The 21735-nt window shown below is 46.0% G+C and carries 24 protein-coding genes; 9 read left to right on the top strand and 15 right to left on the bottom strand.

The features are described 5' to 3' along the window. Nucleotides 1-12: 12 nt before the first annotated feature. Nucleotides 13-876, bottom strand: coding sequence for a TorF family putative porin (locus ICN49_RS01205; RefSeq protein WP_216164725.1), 864 nt, complete (start codon nt 874-876; stop codon nt 13-15). Between the two features lie 264 nt (nt 877-1140). Between ICN49_RS01205 and ICN49_RS01200 the strand changes: the two genes are divergently transcribed. Then, a complete protein-coding gene (locus tag ICN49_RS01200) occupies nt 1141-1401 on the top strand; it encodes an accessory factor UbiK family protein (protein WP_216164722.1) in 261 nt (86 codons plus the stop codon). 22 nt (nt 1402-1423) lie between these two features. Here ICN49_RS01200 and ICN49_RS01195 read toward each other — a convergent pair whose 3' ends face one another. Genes ICN49_RS01195 through ICN49_RS01160 form a run of 8 tightly spaced genes read right to left on the bottom strand, consistent with a single transcriptional unit; the run spans nt 1424 to nt 7395 of the window. Further along, complete coding sequence (locus ICN49_RS01195) at nt 1424-2728, bottom strand: MFS transporter (RefSeq protein WP_216164719.1); 1305 nt, start codon at nt 2726-2728, stop codon at nt 1424-1426. A 2-nt stretch (nt 2729-2730) separates the two neighbouring features. Further along, nucleotides 2731-3345, bottom strand: a complete 615-nt coding sequence (locus tag ICN49_RS01190) for a hypothetical protein (protein WP_216164716.1) — start codon at nt 3343-3345, stop codon at nt 2731-2733. After that, nucleotides 3308-4318, bottom strand: a complete 1011-nt coding sequence (gene lipA / locus ICN49_RS01185; protein ID WP_216164713.1) for a lipoyl synthase — start codon at nt 4316-4318, stop codon at nt 3308-3310. Before lipA ends, ICN49_RS01190 begins: the two co-directional genes overlap by 38 nt. Next, nucleotides 4315-4959: a lipoyl(octanoyl) transferase LipB gene (gene lipB / locus ICN49_RS01180; protein WP_216164711.1), complete on the bottom strand. Its 645-nt coding sequence runs from the start codon at nt 4957-4959 to the stop codon at nt 4315-4317. Before lipB ends, lipA begins: the two co-directional genes overlap by 4 nt. A gap of 10 nt (nt 4960-4969) precedes the next feature. Next, nucleotides 4970-5245 carry a YbeD family protein gene (locus tag ICN49_RS01175; RefSeq protein WP_216164708.1) on the bottom strand — a complete coding sequence of 92 codons (276 nt, stop codon included), beginning with the start codon at nt 5243-5245 and terminating at the stop codon, nt 4970-4972. After that, nucleotides 5245-5958 (bottom strand): alpha/beta hydrolase, encoded by a 714-nt coding sequence (locus ICN49_RS01170; protein WP_216164705.1) that lies wholly within the window; start codon nt 5956-5958, stop codon nt 5245-5247. The genes ICN49_RS01175 and ICN49_RS01170 overlap by 1 nt, the downstream gene beginning before the upstream one ends. A 22-nt stretch (nt 5959-5980) precedes the next feature. Next, the gene (locus ICN49_RS01165; RefSeq protein ID WP_216164702.1) at nt 5981-6289 is read right to left on the bottom strand and encodes a (2Fe-2S) ferredoxin domain-containing protein; all 309 of its coding nucleotides are present in this window, start codon (nt 6287-6289) and stop codon (nt 5981-5983) included. An 11-nt stretch (nt 6290-6300) separates the two neighbouring features. Beyond that, nucleotides 6301-7395, bottom strand: coding sequence for a VanZ family protein (locus ICN49_RS01160; protein ID WP_216164699.1), 1095 nt, complete (start codon nt 7393-7395; stop codon nt 6301-6303). Between the two features lie 37 nt (nt 7396-7432). Between ICN49_RS01160 and ICN49_RS01155 the strand changes: the two genes are divergently transcribed. Continuing rightward, nucleotides 7433-8233 (top strand): biotin--[acetyl-CoA-carboxylase] ligase, encoded by an 801-nt coding sequence (locus ICN49_RS01155; protein ID WP_216164697.1) that lies wholly within the window; start codon nt 7433-7435, stop codon nt 8231-8233. After that, on the top strand, nt 8230-9042 hold the full coding sequence (locus ICN49_RS01150) for a type III pantothenate kinase (RefSeq protein ID WP_216164694.1): 813 nt from the start codon (nt 8230-8232) through the stop codon (nt 9040-9042). The genes ICN49_RS01155 and ICN49_RS01150 overlap by 4 nt, the downstream gene beginning before the upstream one ends. 26 nt (nt 9043-9068) lie before the next feature. Here the strand turns inward: ICN49_RS01150 and rfaE2 are convergent, their stop codons facing one another. Beyond that, nucleotides 9069-9557 carry a D-glycero-beta-D-manno-heptose 1-phosphate adenylyltransferase gene (gene rfaE2 / locus ICN49_RS01145; protein ID WP_216164691.1) on the bottom strand — a complete coding sequence of 163 codons (489 nt, stop codon included), beginning with the start codon at nt 9555-9557 and terminating at the stop codon, nt 9069-9071. Between the two features lie 128 nt (nt 9558-9685). Here rfaE2 and ICN49_RS01140 point away from each other — a divergent pair, with 128 nt between their 5' ends. Genes ICN49_RS01140 through ICN49_RS01120 form a run of 5 tightly spaced genes read left to right on the top strand, consistent with a single transcriptional unit; the run spans nt 9686 to nt 14458 of the window. Further along, nucleotides 9686-10219: a glutathione peroxidase gene (locus ICN49_RS01140; RefSeq protein WP_255535364.1), complete on the top strand. Its 534-nt coding sequence runs from the start codon at nt 9686-9688 to the stop codon at nt 10217-10219. Then, nucleotides 10219-11607, top strand: coding sequence for an NAD(P)/FAD-dependent oxidoreductase (locus ICN49_RS01135; RefSeq protein ID WP_216164686.1), 1389 nt, complete (start codon nt 10219-10221; stop codon nt 11605-11607). Before ICN49_RS01140 ends, ICN49_RS01135 begins: the two co-directional genes overlap by 1 nt. Continuing rightward, a complete protein-coding gene (locus tag ICN49_RS01130) occupies nt 11608-12393 on the top strand; it encodes a DUF1365 domain-containing protein (RefSeq protein WP_216164683.1) in 786 nt (261 codons plus the stop codon). It abuts the gene before it with no gap. Continuing rightward, nucleotides 12390-13685: an SAM-dependent methyltransferase gene (locus ICN49_RS01125; protein WP_216164681.1), complete on the top strand. Its 1296-nt coding sequence runs from the start codon at nt 12390-12392 to the stop codon at nt 13683-13685. Before ICN49_RS01130 ends, ICN49_RS01125 begins: the two co-directional genes overlap by 4 nt. Further along, a complete protein-coding gene (locus tag ICN49_RS01120) occupies nt 13682-14458 on the top strand; it encodes an SDR family NAD(P)-dependent oxidoreductase (protein WP_216164679.1) in 777 nt (258 codons plus the stop codon). The genes ICN49_RS01125 and ICN49_RS01120 overlap by 4 nt, the downstream gene beginning before the upstream one ends. Before the next feature lie 21 nt (nt 14459-14479). On the opposite strand, the gene ICN49_RS01115 is transcribed toward ICN49_RS01120, so the two are convergent. From ICN49_RS01115 to argS, 3 genes are read right to left on the bottom strand one after another with little or no spacing between them, the layout of a single operon-like run. Next, complete coding sequence (locus tag ICN49_RS01115; RefSeq protein WP_216164677.1) at nt 14480-15124, bottom strand: thiol:disulfide interchange protein DsbA/DsbL; 645 nt, start codon at nt 15122-15124, stop codon at nt 14480-14482. After that, nucleotides 15121-15717 carry an SPOR domain-containing protein gene (locus tag ICN49_RS01110; protein ID WP_216164675.1) on the bottom strand — a complete coding sequence of 199 codons (597 nt, stop codon included), beginning with the start codon at nt 15715-15717 and terminating at the stop codon, nt 15121-15123. The genes ICN49_RS01115 and ICN49_RS01110 overlap by 4 nt, the downstream gene beginning before the upstream one ends. 36 nt (nt 15718-15753) lie before the next feature. Further along, nucleotides 15754-17499: an arginine--tRNA ligase gene (gene argS / locus ICN49_RS01105; protein ID WP_216164673.1), complete on the bottom strand. Its 1746-nt coding sequence runs from the start codon at nt 17497-17499 to the stop codon at nt 15754-15756. A gap of 35 nt (nt 17500-17534) precedes the next feature. On the opposite strand from argS, the gene ICN49_RS01100 reads away from it, so the two are divergent. Beyond that, nucleotides 17535-17846, top strand: coding sequence for a DUF1840 domain-containing protein (locus ICN49_RS01100; RefSeq protein ID WP_216164671.1), 312 nt, complete (start codon nt 17535-17537; stop codon nt 17844-17846). On the opposite strand, the gene metH is transcribed toward ICN49_RS01100, so the two are convergent. Further along, nucleotides 17843-20596: a methionine synthase gene (gene metH / locus ICN49_RS01095; RefSeq protein WP_216164669.1), complete on the bottom strand. Its 2754-nt coding sequence runs from the start codon at nt 20594-20596 to the stop codon at nt 17843-17845. The two genes, ICN49_RS01100 and metH, sit on opposite strands and share 4 nt — an antisense overlap. Beyond that, a complete protein-coding gene (locus tag ICN49_RS01090) occupies nt 20593-21657 on the bottom strand; it encodes a homocysteine S-methyltransferase family protein (protein ID WP_216164667.1) in 1065 nt (354 codons plus the stop codon). Before ICN49_RS01090 ends, metH begins: the two co-directional genes overlap by 4 nt. Nucleotides 21658-21735 lie beyond the last annotated feature (78 nt).

Raw genomic sequence — 21735 nt, 5'->3', positions numbered from 1 at the left:
CAGGAAAATGAATTAAAAAGTTTTGGTTAAAGAAACTAATCCAGTTGCTCTACCATTGTTCTTGCCCTGTGGGCTAACATAAGAATAGCTACCTTTGTATGTAGCAGCATTGGTACCAACATAAGCCAATGCTCCTGATAAACCACCACCAAAGTCTTTAGTCAAGCCGAGCTTCCAGTCTGTATAGCTATAGAGAGTGCTATTGCTAACGCCATTTAAGTTAGAAGATGGCTGATTACCTGCAACATATTGATAACCAATATGACCATTCAATGCAATACCAAACATGCCGGTATCGTAGTTAAGTGTTAAATCTGGATAGTAAGAACCCGATGAATTAACATTACCGAACAAAGTGCTCACCGCATAAGAAACCTTACCAAAACCAGTGACTGGGCCAAATGTGAAATTCTGTGCCACATAAACTTCTGTGGTATTTGGGTTTGCTTGAATAGCATTTAACTGCAATCCACTTGTTGGATAATAGTATTGCAAGATACCCACATCAGAGGCAAAGCCTTCGCCAAGCAACTCTTTCTTGAAGCCACCATAGAAGTCCATTTCAATCGGCGCTGATGTACCTACACCACCTGATGTTTTGTAACTATCGCTGATCCAACTAATCGAGCTGTTCCAGTTACCAATGTACAAACCGCTTTCATGTGCGTAATCAAAACCGCCTTGAATTGCTGGCTTACCGTTAGATTGACTGATACCACGGTACATATAGTTATTTACTACGGTAACGTTTGCTGTAACAGGACTAACTTCTGGCGCTTCAGCGGCCGCTTCTTCTGCAAATGCTGAGATTGAACTTAGGCCAGTCAACAAAGCAACTGCTGCCGCAGAGATTGCCGTCTTTTGTAATGCTTTCATGTGGAACTCCTTACTGGTTGTAATCAAAAAAGGGATAAATGCTTAATGCATGGGGTGATGATCGGGGTTTGGGTAGTCACGCTTTCAGGGTGATGCACTCTGTTAAGGCTGTAGCACCAAAATAGTGCTAATCAATGCACCAAAGTGCTCCATTTTGAGTGATTTCAGGGGTTTAGGGCTATTTTTGGGCAAAAAGGACTATTCAAATTAAAATACAAAGCGTATCTTTTATGCAACGTTAACCATTTCAGGGCAATCCAAACCATGCAAAAACCAGGCGAAATCCTCGAGCAAATCCAGCGCATTGCAAGCGATATGCAAAACAAGGTAGGAGATGCTATTCGAAATTCACCAGCTCAGGAAATTGAGAAGAATGTGCGCGCCATGATGAACCAAGGATTTCAGAAAATGGATTTGGTAACGCGCGAAGAGTTTGAAGTGCAATCGAAGGTACTCGCTAAGACCAGAGAAAAACTAGAAGCGCTAGAAGCAAAAGTTGCAGCACTCGAAAAATCCACTACTTAATATTTTTCTAATTGCTTAATTCTTAATCTTCACCAATTTGTGTGCTTGGGAAAAATTTCGGCGCAATTAAAAACCAAATATATCCAAGCACCTGCACTGCTAAATACATTCCTAAGGCTAAATCAAACGCACTTGCACGCGACCAGCCTGCCTCAATACCGATATCCACCAAATATCCAACTCCCCATTGCACTAAAAACGCACCCATAAAAAGTGCTAAGTTATAGGTAGTGCTGACGCGACCAGAAAAAGATTTTGGAAAGTAAGTAACGACCAAGCTTTGCGCCAGTACATAAGAAGCGCAAGCTATCGCAAATAGGAACCACCAGACCCAAACCCATGAGCTGCGCAAATAAAAAGCGCATGCCTGAAATACTAGAGCAGCGGCAACCATCCAGCTTAAGTAGCACAGCGTTGTAATTCCGCGCTTTGCTAGCTTTGGTAGTAAAGCAGTATTTAAAACATATGCAAGCAATAGAACCGTATTGAACCAAAATATAATTTGAGAAGCTCTATCTGATGAGTACTCCATCACACTAGTCAACCAAGGTCCAAGCCAAAGCGTCTGGATAGCAATAAACCCACCATAACAAAATGCGCCTATTGGAAACATTCTCCAAAAAAAAGCATTAGTCAAAATCGGCTTGTAACTTGACCATGAAAAAGTAGCGACGCCACCTTGCTTTATATCTGTCGAAGCAAGTGACTCGCTTGCCTTGGTCTTCACTGGCAAACCAAAATACAGGCCAATAATCGCTACACAGGTCAATATTGCCATCGCCACAAATACGCCGCGCCAACCTAGATAAGGCAAGACAGCGTGCACTGGCCAAGAAGTCACTAAAGCGCCAGAGGTACCAAAAATCAACATGCCAGAGGCTAATTGACCCTGACTTTCTATGGGGAACCAATAGCGAAAGCCAGAAAATGCTGACATCAAACAAGCGGAGACTCCCACTCCAATCAGAACCCTTCCAATCACCAGACTCGTGAAATCATCAGCCCAAGAAAATATCAATGCCCCAACAATTGCAAACATCATCAAGGTCATCTCAGTAAGTCGCGGGCCAAATCGATCTAAACCCAGTCCCACTGGAATCTGGGTAGCACCAAAACCAAAAAAGTAGGCGGCTGATAAAAAGCCAAGCTGCGTATTGCTCAGATGCAAATCGCTAATGAGTTCTGGTGCGATGACGGCATTAATCGAGCGAAACGCATATGAAACGAAATAAGCGCAAGCAAAACTTAAAAAAACTCTATAAGCAGCCCTTGCTCTCAGCGGCAACTCAATTGGAGTGAGGGGATTAGAAAGCCAGTGCGATGACATCGTTAGTCTGGATGAAATTCATCAAAGAAATTGGCGCGATCTTCTGCAGAGAAAAAAGTTTTGGCATCAGGCTGCACTGAACCCGCATGCAATATCGATACCTGGTATAGCCAAATGCCGCCATTAGTAGCAGGTCTGATGAGCCAACGCACCCGCATTGATTGCTGACTTGATCCAGCAGACTTAAAGTCCAAGAAATAATCTTTTGTTGGGACGCGCTGCTGATTGGATGTTTGATAAATGCTATCTGAACTTATGGCCGTTAATCGGTCGACACCTGCATTGTGGAAAAGATTGCTTTCTAGCTGTTCCAATAATTTAGGCAGCAACTCGGCTTGCTGATGGCTGAAATAAATAGAGCTAACGGAGTAAATATCATCATCAATTTTCACCGCCTCAAGAGTTTGTGCAAGATCTTGAGATTGGTAAGTAATCTTGCGCTCAATCTTGTCTGGCTTGGCCGGAAATAAAGCGGTATAGCCCTCTTGAGGAGATTGGACAGTACGCCAATCGAACTTCGGACTACAGGCGCAAATCAGAAAGGCCGATGCCAGCAGCAAGCATCTTATGAATACCGTTCTAAACAACACCTGCCCCATGTGCCTGTTGATCGGCATGGTAACTAGAGCGCACCATTGCACCAACCGCTGCATGTGAAAAGCCCATTGCATAAGCCTCTTTTTCAAAATGCTTAAAGACATCTGGGTGAACATAACGCTGCACAGGCAAATGATGTCCCGATGGAGCAAGGTACTGTCCTATCGTCAACATATCAATATTGTGCTCACGCATCTCGCGCATCACTTCCAAGATCTCTTCATCGGTTTCACCTAAACCCACCATCAATCCACTCTTGGTTGGGATATGCGGGAAGCGTTCTTTGAAGTCTTTTAATAACTTAAGTGAATGCGCATAATCCGCACCTGGCCGTGCTTGTTTATAAAGTCGCGGAACGGTTTCAAGGTTGTGGTTCATGACATCTGGCAAGCCATTGGGCGCATGCTCAGAAAAAATATCCAATGCCTTGTCTAAGCGCCCCCGGAAATCAGGTACTAAGACTTCAATTCGGGTATTAGGGGATGCCTCTCTAGATTGAGAGATGCAGTCCACATAATGCATCGCGCCACCGTCACGCAGATCGTCACGGTCCACACTCGTAATCACGACGTAATTGAGTTTCAAGGCAGCGATAGTACGGGCTAGATTGGCAGGTTCTTTTTGATCAAGTGGATCAGGTCTACCATGACCCACATCACAAAATGGGCAGCGACGTGTGCACTTATCGCCCATGATCATGAAGGTGGCAGTACCCTTACCAAAACACTCGCCAATATTAGGGCAACTAGCCTCTTCACAAACAGTGACTAGTTCGTTCTCACGCAAAATCTTTTTGATCTCTGAAAAACGAGAGTTGCCGGATGCCGCCTTCACCCGAATCCAATCCGGCTTTTTCAGCACGTCTTGTAGCGGAATAATTTTGATCGGAATGCGCGCAGTCTTCTCGCCAGACTTCTGCTTACGAGTGGCATCGTAATTGACGTCCTGCCGCGTAGCAGCGTTACTCTCGTTACCTGTTTTATTGATTGTCATGATGAACTTAATTGCTTTTGCAAATGCCCTATAAGCTTTTGGCTAATGATGTCCATATTGTCCTTGATCCCAAGGGTTTGCATATCGACAGTCCTTAATCCCGCATATCCACAAGGGTGGATACGGCCAAAGGCCTCAAGATCCGTGGCTACATTTAGGGCTAGGCCATGGTAAGAACAGCCTCTAGAGACCTTTAAACCTAGGGCAGCTACCTTTGCACCCAGAAATTCAGTTGGAATGCCGTCCTGAAGTGACACATAAATACCAGGGGCTCCCGCTAGTCTTTCGGCCTTTAAACCACAGTCGTCAAGAGTATCAATGAGGGACTGCTCGATACGAGAAACCAACTCTTTCACAAAGATACCGAGACGCTTTAGATCCAACAATAGGTAGACCACGATCTGTCCAGGGCCGTGATACGTAATCTCGCCGCCACGATCAACCTGTACCAAAGGAATTTGATTGCTAGGCGAATGTAAATTACCAGCATCTCCCGCCAGCCCTAAAGTAAAAACTGGCGGATGTTCCAAGACCCAGATTTCATCTGAAGTATCGGTCGTGCGCTGCTTGGTAAATTCTTGCATTGCTGCATAGGTGGATTGGTAATCCACTAATCCTAAATGCTTAACTAAGATTGGCATTAACTGCTTATTAAAGAACCATGCTAACTAATGGATGTGTGGATAGCGTTCTATATAGCTCGTCCAACTGCTCTCGACTGGTTGCATTAATTGGCAAAGTGATACCTAGATAGTTTCCATCCTTAGAGGGTCTTTGCTCTACTTTGCTCTCATCAAAGATGGGATCAAACTGTTTCGCAATATGCACAATCGCCGGTAAATATTCTGGCGCAGCTTTCCCCATGACCTTAATTGGAAAAAGGCATGGGTACTCGATAAGGGATTTTTCTTCAGCCATATTCTTCATTAACTCCGATGATCAGGCATACCTAACCAGGCGCCAGTAATGATGTTGCGGATGCAATGTAATCTGCGATGAAAGAAATGGTCGGCACCAGGAACCACTTGCACAGTCAACTCTTGTGGGCGCGCCCAATCCAATACTGCACCCAAGGTGATGGTTTCATCAAGCTCACCATGAATCAAAATGGTGTCCGCCGGCACAGGAGCCAACTCCCACTTACCAGCAGCACTGCCAATCATTACCAGGCGTTCTGCAGGCCTACCTAAATCAGCGAGCCTTTGAACTAGATGGCTACCAACAAAACTTCCGAATGAAAAACCTGAAACTACCAAAGGCAAAGAATTTGCCGAGCTTACCCAAGATTGTTGTTGCGTAAATTCGAAGCTAGTCCAGCTTGAAGGGGTGCGCATCCAATCAGTGATGTGGAGCAAATCATCTAATTCACCAACGCCGTCATCATGCACACCAGCACTGCCACCAACTCCACGAAAATTGGGGCGGACACTCACATAACCCAGCTGATTAAAAGTACGGGCCATGGTTTGGGCAACTTTGTTATCCATTGTCCCGCCCATCAAGGGATGTGGGTGAGCCACCAAGGCCAACCCACGTACCGCAAAGCTTGGATTATTTTTTAACTCATCAGGAAAATCAACAGATACTTCGATTGGGCCTACAACCCCTTCGATATGAATTACTTTTGTACGACCATTCATGTAGCTATCTTTCTGAAATCGGCTAAGCTAACTGCAAGCGCTCAACAGGGCGCCCGAGTATCAAGTGTGACTGGATAATTTCTTCAACATCTTCAGTATCCACCAATGTATACCAAATCCCAGCTGGATAGACCACCAGCACAGGCCCATCCGCACAGCGATCTAAACAGCCCGCCTTGTTCACGCGAACTTTGCCAGGGCCTGCTAGACCTAGCGCTTTCACACGATTTTTTGCATACTCAAAAAGAGCGAAAGCATTGTGTTGATCACAGCACTCCTCACCATTCTTACGCTGGTTTAAACAATAAAATAGATGGTGTTCAAAGCCCATAAATAGATTTCTCAATGTTGAGGTTTAAGTAAAAACTGATTTCGAATCACCCAGAATATAGCCAGCGGCAACCAAACCACTGAAACCCACTGCATCAATTCATTGAAGTGCAACAGTCTACCTTGGTACCAGTGCCGCAAAATGAGGATGAAGTAAGGATTATCAGGTAAAAAATTAATCGCAATAGTAGCGGTGGCTAAGCAAAGTAAGGCCAACCAAAACTTCCTGGCGCTAGATAGTTTTAAGGCCCAACGCAGAATCACGCTGGCAATAAGCATTCCCCAAATAGCGCCTGCGGTCAGCCATATCAAACTAAATTCAACGCCGAACTGTAAAGCCGTAAACAGAGTCTTGATTAACACTGTTGTAAAAAGTAGGCCATTTAATATCTGCCATTGCGGCGCCTTAGTGCGCATACCTAAGGAAAGTAATAGAGCAGCGCCAACCCAACACAGCGCAGTAATGGCTGTTTCTTGAACCACTTGATTAATCACCGTGGTGCCCCAATCAATCGAACCAAAAATAGCATGACCCCAAACTCCAGCACCCAACCATGAACTTTGTGGATAAATTTGAGACCAGGGAAAGAGAAGAAATAAGGCGCACGCTGACCAGTTCAAACCAAACCAATGATCAAAGCGTTTGCGAAGGGCGCTACCAGACAACCACTGGGGTCCCAAAGGAATGGCAAGTAGGCCACCTAACATCCCGCCCAATACATTGGCCCACCAATCCATCTGACTAGGTATACGAGTTGGCAACCAAGTCTGTAGCGTCTCAACACTAAAAGCTAAAACCGCACTCAAGGTCAAGGCAAACCCTAGAGCAATAAAATTACGCCAACGCGGGTAAGCGGCAAAGACCAATAGAAAGCCTAGGGGAATATAGGCCAGAATATTTACAGAAACATCGAAGAGAGTAATAAATCTAGGCAGTGGAGCGCCTAACCAAGCCCAAGCGCTAATGCCGTTACCAAAGTCGAAATCGAAGGGGTTTAGGCTTACATAAATGATCAATAGGGCATAACTGAGGCTCGAAACCCTAGCCAAAGGCATGGCCTGGAGAGGCCAAATAAACTTGCGGGGGCGCTGATCTTCATGATGCATTCCACAATTCTAGGTCAGACCTTTCTACAATGGCGAAATGAGCTGGAATTGCATCCTTGAACGCGTAGCGGAGACGAAATCAACCAATGATGATCTTTTGGGGCGCTGGCGTGCCGGCGAACTCATAGACCCAGTTGCCCGTATTGCCCAAAACCAGACTGCTGGCAAAGGAAGGGCGGGCAGATCATGGCTTGCGAATCCAGCAGACTCCCTTTCCTTCTCATTGGCCTACCCATTCCAAAGGAGTCCTGCTGAGCTTTCGGGCCTCAGCCTACTAGTGGGTTTAATTGTCCTTCAGGGAATCGCCGATGCACTGGGGATAGAAAAATCTGCGCTATACGCACAAGGATTGCGCCTTAAGTGGCCTAACGATCTTTTATTGAACAATGCCAAATTGGGTGGGATTCTGATTGAGGGTGGCCAAGCAAAAGCTGGTGACCCAACTTGGATGATTATTGGGGTTGGCATCAATCTCAGAAATGCAGCAGGCATTCAAAATAGTCTGGGTACAGAAGCATCATTTAATATCGCCTCTTTAGATCAACTACTCCCCAGTTCAAACACGCTGCCAGATACTGAATTTATTTGGCTCAAACTCATCGAGTCTTTCGAGCGCCATTTGCCAACATTCGATCAAAAGGGGTTTGCCTTGTATCAAGATCAGTGGATGGAATGGGATGCCTTTAAAAAAGCTGAGGTTTGTATTTCTGGCTCAGGGCAAGCCCCTGTATTTGGCATTGCAAAAGGCGTAGACTCAAGTGGTGCCTTACTCCTTGAGCAAGAAACCAAAACGATTGCCATTCATGCAGGCGATGTTTCATTAAGAGCGAGATCATGAGTCTGTATTTACTATTTGATGTTGGAAACACTAGACTTAAATGGGCTGCAGTGGAGTCTACTCAAGTACCCTCTGATCGCAATAAAAAATTATGGGCATATTCAGGCTCTATTAGTAGTCAGTCTTTGCAATCGCCAGAGCATCGAGCAGAGCTGGCTGACTACATTGCAAAGACAATGCCTAAACCAGATGCCATTGGATTTGCCTGTGTCGCTGGAGAAGCTGCGATTGAAAATCTCAAATCACTTTTTCCGCAATGGAGTGATATCGAATGGCAACAATTAAACGGCGATAGTCCCTACGACGGCTTGCGCACTCTATATGCAGACTCCGCCAAGTTAGGGGCCGATCGTTGGGCTGCCATCATTGGCACACGAGTTTTATCAAACAGTAATGCCTTAATTATCAATGCTGGGACCGCTACAACCATTGACCTGCTTGGCGGTAATGGCGTCCACTATGGCGGCTGGATTCTTCCCGGCCTCAGTCTGATGCAAGAAAGTTTGCAGAACAATACCGCACAACTTCCTCTAGCAATACGCTCAGCAGACCATACTGGATTTGGGGCATCAACCAATAGTGCCATCATCGGAGGCTGCGATGCAGCACAGATTGGCGCAATCATTTATGCAACACAACTAGCCAAAGACATGAATCATCCCATTGAGAGAATTTGGCTTGATGGTGGCAACGCTAAAACTTTAGCTGCTGAGATTGGCAAGCTCTCTAAGTTACATTTACCGCCAGTTGAACCTATCGAAGGATTGGTACTCAGGGGTATTTGGGCGTGGCTCATCAAAAACCAATAGCTAACACCAACAATCAAATCTATTTTCTAGGAACGAATTTTTCCTAGTAAGGTTGTCGTAGAGCGCTCATAGATAAAGGGAATAGCGACCGCTTTACCACCCCACGTCTTTACAACGCGAGTCTCTGGCAGAGTATCAATCTCATAATCGCCACCCTTAACGTAAATATCCGGACGAATTTTCTCAATCAGTTGCACTGGCGTCTGCTCAGTAAAGAGTGCTACTACGTCCACACTAGCTAAGGCAGCCAATAAAGCCTGACGATCTGCCTCTGTATTAATAGGTCTGTCGTCGCCCTTGCCCAGCATCTTCACAGAAGCATCTGAATTTACCCCGACTACCAAGCTCGCACCCAACTCTCGGGCTTGAGCCAAATAACTTGCATGCCCCCGATGAAGAATATCGAACACGCCATTGGTAAACACCATTGGTCTGGGCAACTTGGCAATGCGCTCCTGCAAATTAGCGGAAGTGCACACTTTGGACTCAAAAGAAGGTGGTGGTAAAGGACTCATAACTCCATATTAATAGCATTAGGACTTAGCCAACAATATTAGTCAGAATGACTTAGACTTGGATGCTAACTATCCTGATTTCAAAGTGCAATATGGCTCAACTACTCGGTAAATGGATTTTTGCTCTCATGGTGTTCATACCCGCCATTGGACTGGTTGAGGCCGCGCCTACAAGTTGCAGTCCACTGCTTTCTCATACCTTTCCCCGCCTCCAAGACGAAGCACCCCAAAACCTTTGCCAATATCAAGGCAAAGTGCTTTTGGTGGTCAATACCGCCAGTTTTTGTGGCTTTACTGGTCAATATGAGGGTCTTGAAAAGATTTACGCAAAATATAAAGACCAAGGCTTGGTCGTTCTGGGTTTTCCGTCTAATGATTTTGGCCAACAAGAGCCCGGCAGCAACAAAGAAATCGCAGACTTTTGTAAAAATACTTATGACGTGAAATTTCCCATGTTCGCCAAAAGTTCTGTCACAGGCAATAACGTCAACCCCCTCTTCAAAATGTTAATTGCCAAAACAAGCACAACACCAAAATGGAATTTCTATAAATATTTAATTGATCGTAATGGCAATGTAGTTGACTCGTTCGGTAGCGTTACTAAACCAACCAGCAGTAGCGTTACCAGTGAAATTGAAAAACTTCTAGCGGAAAAGAATTAGTGAGTAAAAAGAAAATTGCCATCATTGGCGCAGGCATTTCTGGATTAGGCTGCGCTTATGCCTTAAGGCAGCATCCGGATTTAGAGATCACAGTATATGAAGGTGGAGATCATATTGGCGGACATAGCAATACCGTGGACTTCTCACTACAAACTTCTGAAGGCCTCATAAGTCATGGTGTAGATACTGGTTTCTTAGTTTTTAATCGGAAAACTTATCCGCGCTTGCTGCGTCTCTTCGAAGAAATTGAAGCCCCGATCGCGCCGTCAGAGATGTCCTTTTCTGTGTCAATTGATTCAAGCAATCAATCCAAACAGCATCGCAAAATTGAGTGGGCTGGGAATGATATTAATTCTTTATTTGGGCAAAGATCCAACTTATTCTCCCCCTCTTTTTGGAGAATGGTTTATGACATTCTGCGCTTTAATCGCTTGGCGACACAGCTTGCTCAAAAACAAATTGTGTCTGATCATGAGTTTTCTGAACCGGATGAATGCATCGCTGATTTCCTAAATCGCAATCGCTTTAGCCAAAGCTTCAAGGAAAATTATTTCTTGCCAATGATTGGTGCCATCTGGTCCTGCTCTGTTGATCAGATGCTGGAATTTCCAATTCAGACCATGGTTCGCTTTTGTCATAACCACGGCCTGTTGCAAATTCAAAATAGGCCACAGTGGCTAACTGTTGCAGGGGGCTCACGTGAATATGTCAAACGCTTAGTGGCGGCCATAGAGAAGCAACACGTCAAACTAGTACGTGAGGCTGTAGTGCGCGTAAATGCAAGCGTTGATGCATCATCACAAGCAGAAGTCATCAGCAATACAGGTTCAATGTGGTTTGATCAAGTGATCATGGCGTGTCATAGCAATCAAAGTTTGGAATTGGTTCACGGCCTTAATCAAGAAGCCAGAAACATCCTTGCAGCGATTCCCTATCAAAACAATCGCGCCATTTTGCACACCGACGAACGCTTTCTGCCAGAAAATAAACGCTGCTGGGCCGCATGGAACTACACCGCTAAATCTGGGACATTACCCACTTCAAAGCAACACGTTAGTGTCAACTACCTCATCAATCGCCTGCAGCCATTACCCAGTGCATTAGCAAACACTCAGATTATTGTGAGCCTCAATCCATCGACTGAGCCAGATCCTCAATTAGTTCATGCTGAAATTCATTACGCCCACCCTGTCTTTGATATGAAAGCTATTCAGGCCCAAAAAGAATTGCCCCTCATTCAAGGGCAATCATCTATCTGGTATTGCGGCGCCTGGACAGGTTTTGGCTTTCATGAGGATGGGCTCAGGTCAGGGGAGCTTGTCGCTGCCGATTTACTAGAAAGCATTCGGGGCCGAATCAAAACCAATCCCTTGCAAGACGCTCAGTAAATGAATCAGCCGACGATCAACTTTGGAGTAGTAAAACATCGTCGCTTTCGTCCAGCTAAGAATGCTTTTGGCTATGGCGTATTTACCATCTCCATTCCCATGCGAAGCAGAAAACAGCACGCCAACATACTTAGTCAACATGGCTTGGGAGATAACGCATCTCGCTTATTTTCTTTTTTCGATCGAGACCATGGTGCAGGTGGCGAAGATAGCCTTGCCTGGATTGAAAATATTCTGAATGAGAATCAGATCTCTCATGTGGATGGTGAAATTTGGCTACAAACCTTTCCAAGGGTCTTGGGTTATGTATTCAATCCCGTGAGCTTTTGGATTTGTACTCGAGCAAATGGGCAAGTACAGGCAGTATTGGCAGAAGTGAATAACACCTTCGGAGAGCGTCACTGCTACTTGCTTCATAAAGAGACTGGCGAAACATTGAAATCTGGTGAAACCTTAAGCAGTCAAAAAGTCTTTCATGTCTCGCCATTTTGCGAAGTGCGTGGTGAATACCATTTTCGGTTTTTGTTTCCTCAAGATAGCGCCTCTATGCGCCACTCAGTCTGTCGCATAGAATTACATGAAGATGGATCACCCCTCATCAATACCAGTATTAGCGGCCTTAGCCAAGCACTTAGCAAGCCAGCTTTATATCTCGCCTTTCTGCGCTATCCGCTCATGAGCATAGGCGTGATATTTCGCATACACTGGCAAGCTTTGAAGTTATGGTCAAAAGGCGTGCCCTTTCATTCAAAACCAAAACCACCAGAATTTGAAGTGAGCAGATGAACCGTCCAGGCCAAACCCTACTCTCTCGATTGAGTTTCTCACGCCCGTCGGCGCGCAAAGACCAATCTAAGCAAGGCAATATCAGCGCCGATACCCTGCTTAGTCTTTTATCTAAGTTACAGAGTGGTTTTCTAAAACTGACACTTCCAAATGGAGATTCAAAAGAATTCGGCAATCGTCAAGACAACTTACATGCTGAAATCCATATTCTGAATTGGTCTGTATTTAAACAAGTACTCTCTCATGGCGATATTGGATTTGCTGAAAGCTATATTCGCGGTCAATGGAATACTCCTGACCTCAAAGCAATTCTCGAGCTGGCTATTCGCAATAGAACCATTTTGGAAAAAGCGATTTACGGCAAGTGGTATGGCTCCATCATCTACCGCCTCAAGCATTGGTTGAGAGATAACTCCAAATCCGGCAGCCGTAAGAATATCCATGCGCACTATGACCTAGGAAATTCTTTTTATTCACTATGGCTTGATCCAAGCATGAGCTATTCAAGCGCTTGGTTTTCTGAAGGTGACAAACAGGCACTTGCTGATGCCCAAAGAGCCAAAATCAGCCACATCTTGCAAGCTATCAATGCTAAGCCCGGTGATCACCTTCTAGAAATCGGCTGCGGCTGGGGCGGCTTCATGGAAGAGGCCTTGCGTGCTGGTAGCCACGTTACGGGGCTAACACTGTCAACCGAGCAGAAATCTTTTGCTCAGAGTCGCTTAGAAAAAGTACAGCGAGAAAGCTCAACAGAAAATTCTTACGAAGTCAGGCTGCAGGACTATCGAGATTGTAAGGAGCAGTTTGATGGCATTGCCTCGATTGAAATGTTTGAAGCAGTTGGCGAAAAACATTGGGCCGAATACTTTCAAACTATTGCGGCACGTCTTAAACGGGGTGGCAAAGCTTGCATCCAAACAATCGTGATTGCAGAGGAAGTATTTGAACGCTACCGCCATAACACCGACTTTATTCAGCAATATGTCTTCCCGGGTGGCATGCTGCCATCACGCACTAGCTTTAGAGCCTATGCAGCAAATGCTGGATTGAATGTTGAAGTGGAATTTGCTTTTGGCCATGACTATGCAAAAACATTGTGCATGTGGCGAGATAGCTTTAATCAAAAACTCCATGAAATTACCAAACTAGGGTTTGATGAAGCATTCATCCGCCTCTGGAATTTCTATTTAATGTATTGCGCTGCAGGCTTCGCCGAGCGCAATATTGATGTCGTGCAATTTACCCTCAGTCATCAACCCATCACCGCATCTGGAGATGCACTTCGCGTATGAAGCAAAAGGGAATAGATAGCTTTTCTGGAAAACGCGTTTGGGTCATTGGCGCGTCCAGCGGGATTGGGGAAGCTTGTGCTAAAGCCTTGATTTCTTTTGGGGCTAAAGTAGCGATTTCTGGTCGACGTGTTGAGCAATTAAATCAATTGGCAGGTAGCATGCCCGCCGATCAAGTATTAGTACTACCCCTTGATGTCACTAACGAATCTCAGCTTACTCAAGCGCATCAAATTATTTTGGAACGCTGGGGTGGGCTAGATTTGCTCCTGTTTGTATCAGGCATGTATGTGCCAATGCGAGCAGATGAGTTTGATATTGCCATTGCCGAAAAAACGATTGATACCAACCTACTGGGGCCTATGCGAGCCGTTGCGGCAGTATTGCCGACGATGCTCAAACAACATGCTGGTCACATTGCTATTGTGGGTAGTGTGGCGGGCTACAGTGGTTTGCCTAAGGCCTTGGCCTATGGACCAAGTAAAGCCGGCATTATTAACTTCTGTGAAACCCTGTATTACGATCTGCTGCCTCAGGGTGTGAGCGTCCACATGATTTCTCCGGGCTTTGTTGCCACTGAAGCTACTGCGCAGAATGATTTTGAAATGCCAGCACTGATGAGCCCCAAACAAGCAGCCCAAGAAATTTTGCAAGGCATACAAGCTGGTGAATTTGACATTCACTTCCCAAAAAGGTTTTCAGGATTCTTAAAGTTCCTCAGAATCCTACCCTATCCACTTTACTTTTGGATCGTGCGTCGCTTCGTCAATATTTAAGTAGTGATCTTAAATCCGCAATTATTTGTACTTGTCTTTGCGAATTTTTTCTTCTAAGTAATCCATAACGGCAATGGCTTTAGCCTTAGTGCCTGCAATCGAAGGTGAGGTTACATAACGTCCCTGCATCACAATCGTTGGCACACCATCAATACGATAAGCCTCGGTTAATTGCTTTGCTACACGGGCTTTAGAAACCACAGCAAATGAGCGATACGTTGCCAAGAAAGTATTGCGATCAAGCCCTTGAGAGGCAGCCCAGTCTGCAATCTCTGACTCCGTTAACAAGCGCTTATTCTCTTTATGCATGGCATACATCACCTTTTCATTCAGAGCATCACCCTTACCCATCGCCTCAAGCGCATAGAATAATTGGCTGTGAGGCATAAAATCATCACGAAATGCCACGGGCACTCTCCGGAATGTCACATCTTTCGGCTGGCGCTTTACCCAAGCACTCAGTTCGGGCTCAAAGTCATAGCAATGTGGACAGCCATACCAAAAAAACTCAATGACCTCTACCTTGCCTTTGGTTTCGACAGGCTGGGCAATTGGCAGAATTCGGTAATCAAAACCCTCTTCGATCTTGGCACTTTGCGCCCCGACCAATCCACTAAGACATAAGAGTGCAAAAAAGGTAAAGAGTCGTTTATTGAATGAGGTCATGATTTGCTAGATTTAATAACGGTTGGTTTGATGCCCATATTACTTAATTTATCGCGCACTGGATTACTTTCTTCGACGCTATTAAATGGGCCTACACGGACCCGCCAAATAGTATTACCGTCACTAGTTATTTCGCTCAGTTGCGACTGAAGTCCCTGAATAGCCAAACTGGCTTTTTGAGCATCTGCGTCAGGACGCTTTGTAAATGCGCCCACCTGTAAAAAATAAATAGCGTCAGATTTAGCGGCTGGCACTGCTAACTCGGCTGGCTTTTTACCATTAGCTAAATCGGCAATAGGGTCTGGGGCTGAAGCTGCGGGAGACTTTCCCTGAAGTGGCTTATTGAGATCAACCTGCTCAGCTGGTGTACCTGACTCACCCTCTGCTGGTGTGGCCGCAGGCTTAATCGTTAATGGCAGGTTTGGCGCCCGGATACCAGGCTTTTCTTGGGGAGTATTTTTAGAAAGATAAAAAGCAATCGCTAAGGCTACAACCAAGCCAACACCTAAGCCCAGAATAAAGCCCAAGATGGTGCCGCCGTATTCGGCATGTTGCTGAATGAAGCCAGCTTGTTGATTCGGTTTTTTCATCATTTCCTCATCTTACATTTTCACTTCATGATCTGCACATTACATCTTGGCTGGCGCCGATACCCCTAATACTTTTAAACCATTTTGCAGCACTTGGCGAGTGGCGGATAGGAGAGCCAGCCTGGCTAGCTTCAAAGCCTGATCATCTACCAGAACACGATCTGCGTTGTAAAAGGTATGGAAATCTCCTGCTAAATCCCGCAAATAGAAGGCTAATGCATGTGGTGCTAAATCAGCGGCTGCGTCAGTTAACACCTCTGGATACTCTGCTAACCGTCTTAATAAATGATCTGAAGCCTTGCTCTGCAATAGAGATAGATCGGCGGATTTCAAATCAGAAATTTGCCCATCCCATTGCTGCAAGATCGAGCTAATCCGTGCATGTGCATATTGCACATAGAACACTGGATTCTCATCATTCTGCTGTAGCGCCAAATCGATATCAAACACAAACTCAGTATCAGCCTTGCGAGAGATTAAAAAGAAACGGACAGCATCGCGACCTCGTTGCAATGCTAAATCTCTTTCTGCTGGACTCATTTCTGGCGTAATACCACCAGACCATTCCACTAAATCCCGGACTGTGACATAAGAACCAGCGCGCTTGGAGATTTTGACCTCTTCTCCATTTCGCATAACAGTCACCATCTTATGCAGTACATATTCTGGATAGGTTTTGGGAATATCCCAACCCCGCTTTTGTGCAACGCCCTGCAAACCAGAGCGCACGCGAGCAATCGTGCCATGGTGATCGCTGCCTTGCACGTTAATGACCTTCGCAAACCCACGTTGCCACTTGCTAGCGTGATAAGCCACATCCGGAACAAAGTAGGTGTAACTGCCATCGGATTTGCGCATAACGCGATCCTTGTCATCGCCATCATCGGTCGACTTCAACCACAAAGCACCATCGGCTTCATACGTTTTGCCAATGCCTTGTAAGTCTTGAACAATTTGCGCAACACCACCATCGGTATACAAGGAAGATTCCAAGTAATAGCAGTCGAACTTGACCCCAAAGGTTTTTAAATCGATATCTTGCTCGTTGCGCAAATAGGCAACTGCGAACTGACGAATCGCTTCGATCTTTTCTGCAGAAGACAAATCAGCATGATATGCTGGGGAGGCTTTATAAGCGGTGGCAATCTCAGCAATATATTCACCGTTATAAGCCTGCTCGGGCCAGGTTGGATCACCCGGCTTCAAACTATTCAAGCGCGCTTGCACAGATAGTGCCAAGTTAGCAATCTGCACACCAGCATCGTTGTAATAAAACTCACGATGCACTTTAATACCTTGCGTTGCCAACAAATTTGCTAAGGCATCACCAAGAGCTGCTTGACGACCATGACCAACATGCAATGGGCCCGTAGGGTTTGCCGAGACAAACTCAATCATGGCGCTTGCTGTGGGATTGGAGCCAGGGGCAAGCTCGCCAAATTTTGATCCAGCAGTCAACACCTCCTGAACCACGGTAGTTTTAGCTGCATTGCTGAGGCGGAAATTAATAAACCCAGGACCTGCAATGTCACAAGAAGCAATCAGCTGATTAAATCCAGGTTGCTTTTGCAAATGAGCTACCAGCGCTTGGGCCAACTCCCGAGGATTTAACTTCCAGGCCTTCGAAAGTTGCAGTGCGATATTGCATGCCACATCACCATGATCAACAGCCTTAGGGCGTTCCAAACGGGGCTGCGGGGCTTCACCTAACCCGCGCTCTTGAGCCAAAGCCTGCAAGGCTCCGCTCAGCATCTCAATTAATTGGTTTTTATTGGTTAACAACATAGAAGAGTGAGTTTATCAGGTGGTAAGCTATAGAAATGATCTATCAATTTCGTTCAAAAGCGGGCCCAGATGTCATCATGCTGGCTGATTTGACCAAGCGGATATTCGATGTTTTGGGTCGACCCTTGGAGCCGCGGGGAATTCTGACGATTGAGCAACTCCCAGCGCTGATCACAGCCCTCGAAACAGCCATCCTCAAAGATCTGGAAGAACGTTCAAAAACCGGTGATGAGGGAGGTTCTGAAGCCCTCAAACTTGCCGATAGACTTGGCCAACGTGCTTACCCCTTCTTGGAGCTCATGAAACAAGCCAAAGGTAAGGACGAACCTGTCTTGTGGGGCGTTTAATCTAGGGAGCTAGCTATCTGTCGACGAATATCGTCAACAGATGCGCCGCGACGTTTCGCCAAGTCCTCAACCTGGTCTGCCGATACCTTACCCACATTGAAGTAACGTGCATCAGGATGTGCCAAGTAGAAGCCACTAACGCTTGAAGCGGGATTCATAGCCATAGACTCGGTCAAGGTCATCCCAATATCCTCTGAACCCAATACGCGCAGTAAATCTTCTTTTACTTCATGCGCTGGACATGCTGGGTAGCCAGGGGCTGGACGGATGCCACGGTATTGCTCATTAATCATTTGATCATTCGTCAAAATCTCATCGGTCGCATAAGCCCACAGATCAGTTCTGACGCGATGGTGCATCAACTCTGCAAACGCTTCAGCCAAGCGATCTGCTAAAGCCTTCAACATAATCGCGCTGTAGTCATCATGTTTGGCTTGAAACTCAGCAACTTTTTTCTCAACGCCATGACCAGTAGTGACCGCGAAACAACCAAGGTAATCAGCCATACCAGAATCTTTTGGCGCAACATAGTCTGCCAAGCAACGGTTAGGTCTACGCACTCCATCGACTACCGGACGCTCTGCCTGTTGACGCAAGTTATGCCAAACGAATAATGGATGCTCACGCGCTTCATCGCTGTACAAAACAATGTCATCGCCAACCGCATTGGCCGGGTAAAAAGCAACGACTGCATCGGCCTGCAACCATTGGCCTTTAATCAGCTTATCCAGCAAGGCCTTGGCGTCTTCGAATACCTTGCGGGCTTCAACACCCACCACCTCATCGTCCAAAATTGCTGGAAACTTGCCAGCCAAATCCCAGGTTTGGAAGAACGGTGTCCAATCAATGTATTTAGCAATGTCACTTAATGCAAAGTTCTTAAAGACCCGACGTCCAATGAACTTAGGCTTCTCGGGCACATAAGTAGCCCAATCAATCAGCTCGCGATTCTTGCGTGCTGCTGCTAATGAAATTGTTGGCGCTGCTTTTTTATTGGCATGCTGTTCGCGAATACGTACATAGTCATCGCGTAAATCTTGAATGAATTTATTGGCGCCTTCATCTGACAATAGGCTCGATGCTACGGATACGGAACGAGATGCATCAGGCACGTAAACAACCGGTCCATCGTAATGAGGCGCAATCTTCACTGCCGTGTGAACACGTGAGGTTGTAGCGCCACCAATCATCAGAGGAATTTGGCGCTCACGGAAATAATCGTCACGCTGCATCTCTTGCGCCACATACGTCATCTCTTCCAAAGACGGTGTGATCAAGCCTGAGAGCCCAACGATGTCAGCCTTCTCTTCTTTGGCTTTTTTCAAGATCTCCGCACACGGAATCATGACACCCATGTTGACAACTTCAAAGTTATTACATTGCAGTACGACGGTCACAATATTTTTACCAATGTCGTGAACATCTCCCTTTACAGTAGCCATCACGATCTTGCCCTTGGCCTTAGCTTCGCCGCCTGCCGCTACATGTAAACGTTTCTCTTCCTCAATATAAGGAATCAGTAGCGCTACTGCCTGCTTCATCACTCGCGCACTCTTAACTACTTGAGGTAAAAACATTTTGCCGGCACCAAATAAATCACCGACGACGTTCATGCCGTCCATAAGTGGGCCTTCAATCACTTCGATTGGCCTGCCGCCCTCACCCATAATTTGTGCGCGTAACTCTTCAGTATCTTCTTCAATAAAGGTAGTGATGCCATGCACCAGTGCGTGGGTTAAACGCTCACGAACTGGGGCTTCGCGCCATACCAAATTTTCAACTTGCTTAGCGCCACCACCTTTAAATTGCTCGGCAATATCGAGTAAACGCTCAGTAGGTGTTTTGCCTTCTTTTTCTTTAAAGCGATTGAGTACTACATCCTCAACGCGCTCGCGTAACTCTGGGTCTAAGTCAGCATAGACGCCCAACTGTCCGGCATTAACAATCCCCATATCCATGCCAGCCTGAACGGCGTGATATAAGAAGACTGTATGGATCGCTTCACGGACGCGATCGTTACCGCGAAATGAGAAGCTGACGTTTGATACGCCACCGCTGACTTTTGCGCCAGGAAGATTTTCTTTAATCCAGCGAGTGGCATTAATAAAGTCCACTGCGTAGTTATCATGCTCTTCAATGCCCGTGGCTATCGCAAAGATATTAGGATCAAAAACAATATCTTCGGCAGGAAAACCGATTTCATTTACGAGGATTTTGTAGCAACGCTGACAAATTTCTGTTTTGCGCTTGAAGGTATCGGCCTGACCAGCCTCATCAAAAGCCATGACGACACTAGCAGCGCCATAGCGACGAATTAAACGTGCCTGCTTTCTAAATGAATCTTCTCCCTCTTTCAGGGAGATGGAGTTCACGATCGGCTTACCTTGAATACATTTCAATCCCGCCTCGATGACACTCCACTTGGAGGAGTCAATCATGATCGGCACGCGTGCAATATCTGGTTCCGAAGCAATCAAATTCAAGAAGCGTGTCATTGCCGCTTCAGAATCCAACATAGCCTCATCCATATTGATGTCGATGACTTGCGCGCCATTCTCAACTTGCTGTCTTGCTACTACTAACGCCTCATCAAACTGATTATTCAGAATCATGCGCGAGAATGCTTTAGAGCCGGTAACGTTAGTACGTTCACCAATATTAACAAAGCCAAGGTCAGCCGTGACGTTGAATGGCTCTAAGCCTGACAACTTCATCGCTGGCATAGTTTTTTGGTTCTTCAATTGACTCATGCCACCACCTCCGTGCCTTCACGATAGAAGGCTCGTGGCTTACGCTTTGCTACTGCATTGGCAATTGCGCGAATGTGATCTGGCGTGGTGCCACAACAACCACCCACTAAATTGACTAAACCGTCTTTTGCAAAACCATCAACCAAGCTAGAAGTAATTTCCGGAGTCTCATCAAAACCAGTGTCGCTCATTGGATTCGGCAAACCGGCATTGGGGTAACAAGAAACAGCAGCATCACAAATACGCGCGAGCTCAGCAATATATGGACGCATCAATGCGGCACCCAAAGCACAATTCAAACCAAAGGTAAGGGGCTTGATGTGACGCAGGCTATTCCAAAACGCCTCAACAGTTTGCCCAGAAAGAATTCGGCCAGAAGCATCGGTCACTGTTCCTGAAATCATCACCGGCAAACGATTGCCAGTATCTTCAAAGAATTCATCTAAAGCGAACAGAGCTGCTTTGGCATTCAGGGTGTCGAAAATGGTCTCTACCAAAAACAAATCAACACCGCCCTCAAAGAGTCCTTCAATCTGCTCGCGATAAGAAGCCCGTAAAGCATCAAAGGTGACATTGCGTGCACCTGGATCATTTACATCTGGCGAAATGCTTGCTGTCTTTGGTGTTGGTCCAATAGCGCCAGCTGCAAACCGAGGTTTATCAGGAGTGCTGTATTTCGTGCAGGCTGCACGGGCCAACTGTGCTGAGATGACATTCATCTCGCGTGCAAGGCCTGCCATTTTGTAATCCTCTTGCGCTACGGAAGTAGCACCAAAAGTATTCGTTTCGATAATGTCAGCACCAGCATCCAAATATTGCTCATGAATTTTGCTAATAATCTCTGGCTGAGTCAGCACCAACAATTCATTATTGCCTTTGATATCACTTGGGTGATCGGCAAAGCGGGTATTGCTGGGTAGGCCGCGGTAATCCGCCTCAGTCAGCTTATGCTGCTGAATCATGGTGCCCATAGCGCCATCCAAAATGAGAATGCGCTGCTTTAAAAGCTCTGGGAGCGCCTGACCACGTGTATACGGATGGGATAAACCATTAGATTGCATTGCTTAACCGGGAATAATCTCTAGAATCCCTTATTCTATTGGTAAAGCCACCTTTTTATCTAACCCGGGATCTATATG

The sequence above is a fragment of the Polynucleobacter finlandensis genome (genome assembly GCF_018881755.1).
Lineage (GTDB): Bacteria > Pseudomonadota > Gammaproteobacteria > Burkholderiales > Burkholderiaceae > Polynucleobacter > Polynucleobacter finlandensis.
This window is presented reverse-complemented; position numbering and strand designations above follow the sequence as displayed.

Excerpts from the sequence above, each read along its gene's own strand:
- ICN49_RS01205 (WP_216164725.1), bottom strand. The coding sequence starts at position 876 with ATGAAAGCATTACAAAAGACGGCAATCTCTGCGGCAGCAGTTGCTTTG.
- ICN49_RS01200 (WP_216164722.1), top strand. The coding sequence starts at position 1,141 with ATGCAAAAACCAGGCGAAATCCTCGAGCAAATCCAGCGCATTGCAAGC.
- ICN49_RS01195 (WP_216164719.1), bottom strand. The coding sequence starts at position 2,728 with ATGTCATCGCACTGGCTTTCTAATCCCCTCACTCCAATTGAGTTGCCG.
- ICN49_RS01190 (WP_216164716.1), bottom strand. The coding sequence starts at position 3,345 with ATGCCGATCAACAGGCACATGGGGCAGGTGTTGTTTAGAACGGTATTC.
- lipA (WP_216164713.1), bottom strand. The coding sequence starts at position 4,318 with ATGACAATCAATAAAACAGGTAACGAGAGTAACGCTGCTACGCGGCAG.
- lipB (WP_216164711.1), bottom strand. The coding sequence starts at position 4,959 with ATGCCAATCTTAGTTAAGCATTTAGGATTAGTGGATTACCAATCCACC.
- ICN49_RS01175 (WP_216164708.1), bottom strand. The coding sequence starts at position 5,245 with ATGAAGAATATGGCTGAAGAAAAATCCCTTATCGAGTACCCATGCCTT.
- ICN49_RS01170 (WP_216164705.1), bottom strand. The coding sequence starts at position 5,958 with ATGAATGGTCGTACAAAAGTAATTCATATCGAAGGGGTTGTAGGCCCA.
- ICN49_RS01165 (WP_216164702.1), bottom strand. The coding sequence starts at position 6,289 with ATGGGCTTTGAACACCATCTATTTTATTGTTTAAACCAGCGTAAGAAT.
- ICN49_RS01160 (WP_216164699.1), bottom strand. The coding sequence starts at position 7,395 with ATGCATCATGAAGATCAGCGCCCCCGCAAGTTTATTTGGCCTCTCCAG.
- ICN49_RS01155 (WP_216164697.1), top strand. The coding sequence starts at position 7,433 with ATGAGCTGGAATTGCATCCTTGAACGCGTAGCGGAGACGAAATCAACC.
- ICN49_RS01150 (WP_216164694.1), top strand. The coding sequence starts at position 8,230 with ATGAGTCTGTATTTACTATTTGATGTTGGAAACACTAGACTTAAATGG.
- rfaE2 (WP_216164691.1), bottom strand. The coding sequence starts at position 9,557 with ATGAGTCCTTTACCACCACCTTCTTTTGAGTCCAAAGTGTGCACTTCC.
- ICN49_RS01140 (WP_255535364.1), top strand. The coding sequence starts at position 9,686 with ATGGTGTTCATACCCGCCATTGGACTGGTTGAGGCCGCGCCTACAAGT.
- ICN49_RS01130 (WP_216164683.1), top strand. The coding sequence starts at position 11,608 with ATGAATCAGCCGACGATCAACTTTGGAGTAGTAAAACATCGTCGCTTT.
- ICN49_RS01125 (WP_216164681.1), top strand. The coding sequence starts at position 12,390 with ATGAACCGTCCAGGCCAAACCCTACTCTCTCGATTGAGTTTCTCACGC.
- ICN49_RS01120 (WP_216164679.1), top strand. The coding sequence starts at position 13,682 with ATGAAGCAAAAGGGAATAGATAGCTTTTCTGGAAAACGCGTTTGGGTC.
- ICN49_RS01115 (WP_216164677.1), bottom strand. The coding sequence starts at position 15,124 with ATGACCTCATTCAATAAACGACTCTTTACCTTTTTTGCACTCTTATGT.
- ICN49_RS01110 (WP_216164675.1), bottom strand. The coding sequence starts at position 15,717 with ATGATGAAAAAACCGAATCAACAAGCTGGCTTCATTCAGCAACATGCC.
- argS (WP_216164673.1), bottom strand. The coding sequence starts at position 17,499 with ATGTTGTTAACCAATAAAAACCAATTAATTGAGATGCTGAGCGGAGCC.
- ICN49_RS01100 (WP_216164671.1), top strand. The coding sequence starts at position 17,535 with ATGATCTATCAATTTCGTTCAAAAGCGGGCCCAGATGTCATCATGCTG.
- metH (WP_216164669.1), bottom strand. The coding sequence starts at position 20,596 with ATGAGTCAATTGAAGAACCAAAAAACTATGCCAGCGATGAAGTTGTCA.
- ICN49_RS01090 (WP_216164667.1), bottom strand. The coding sequence starts at position 21,657 with ATGCAATCTAATGGTTTATCCCATCCGTATACACGTGGTCAGGCGCTC.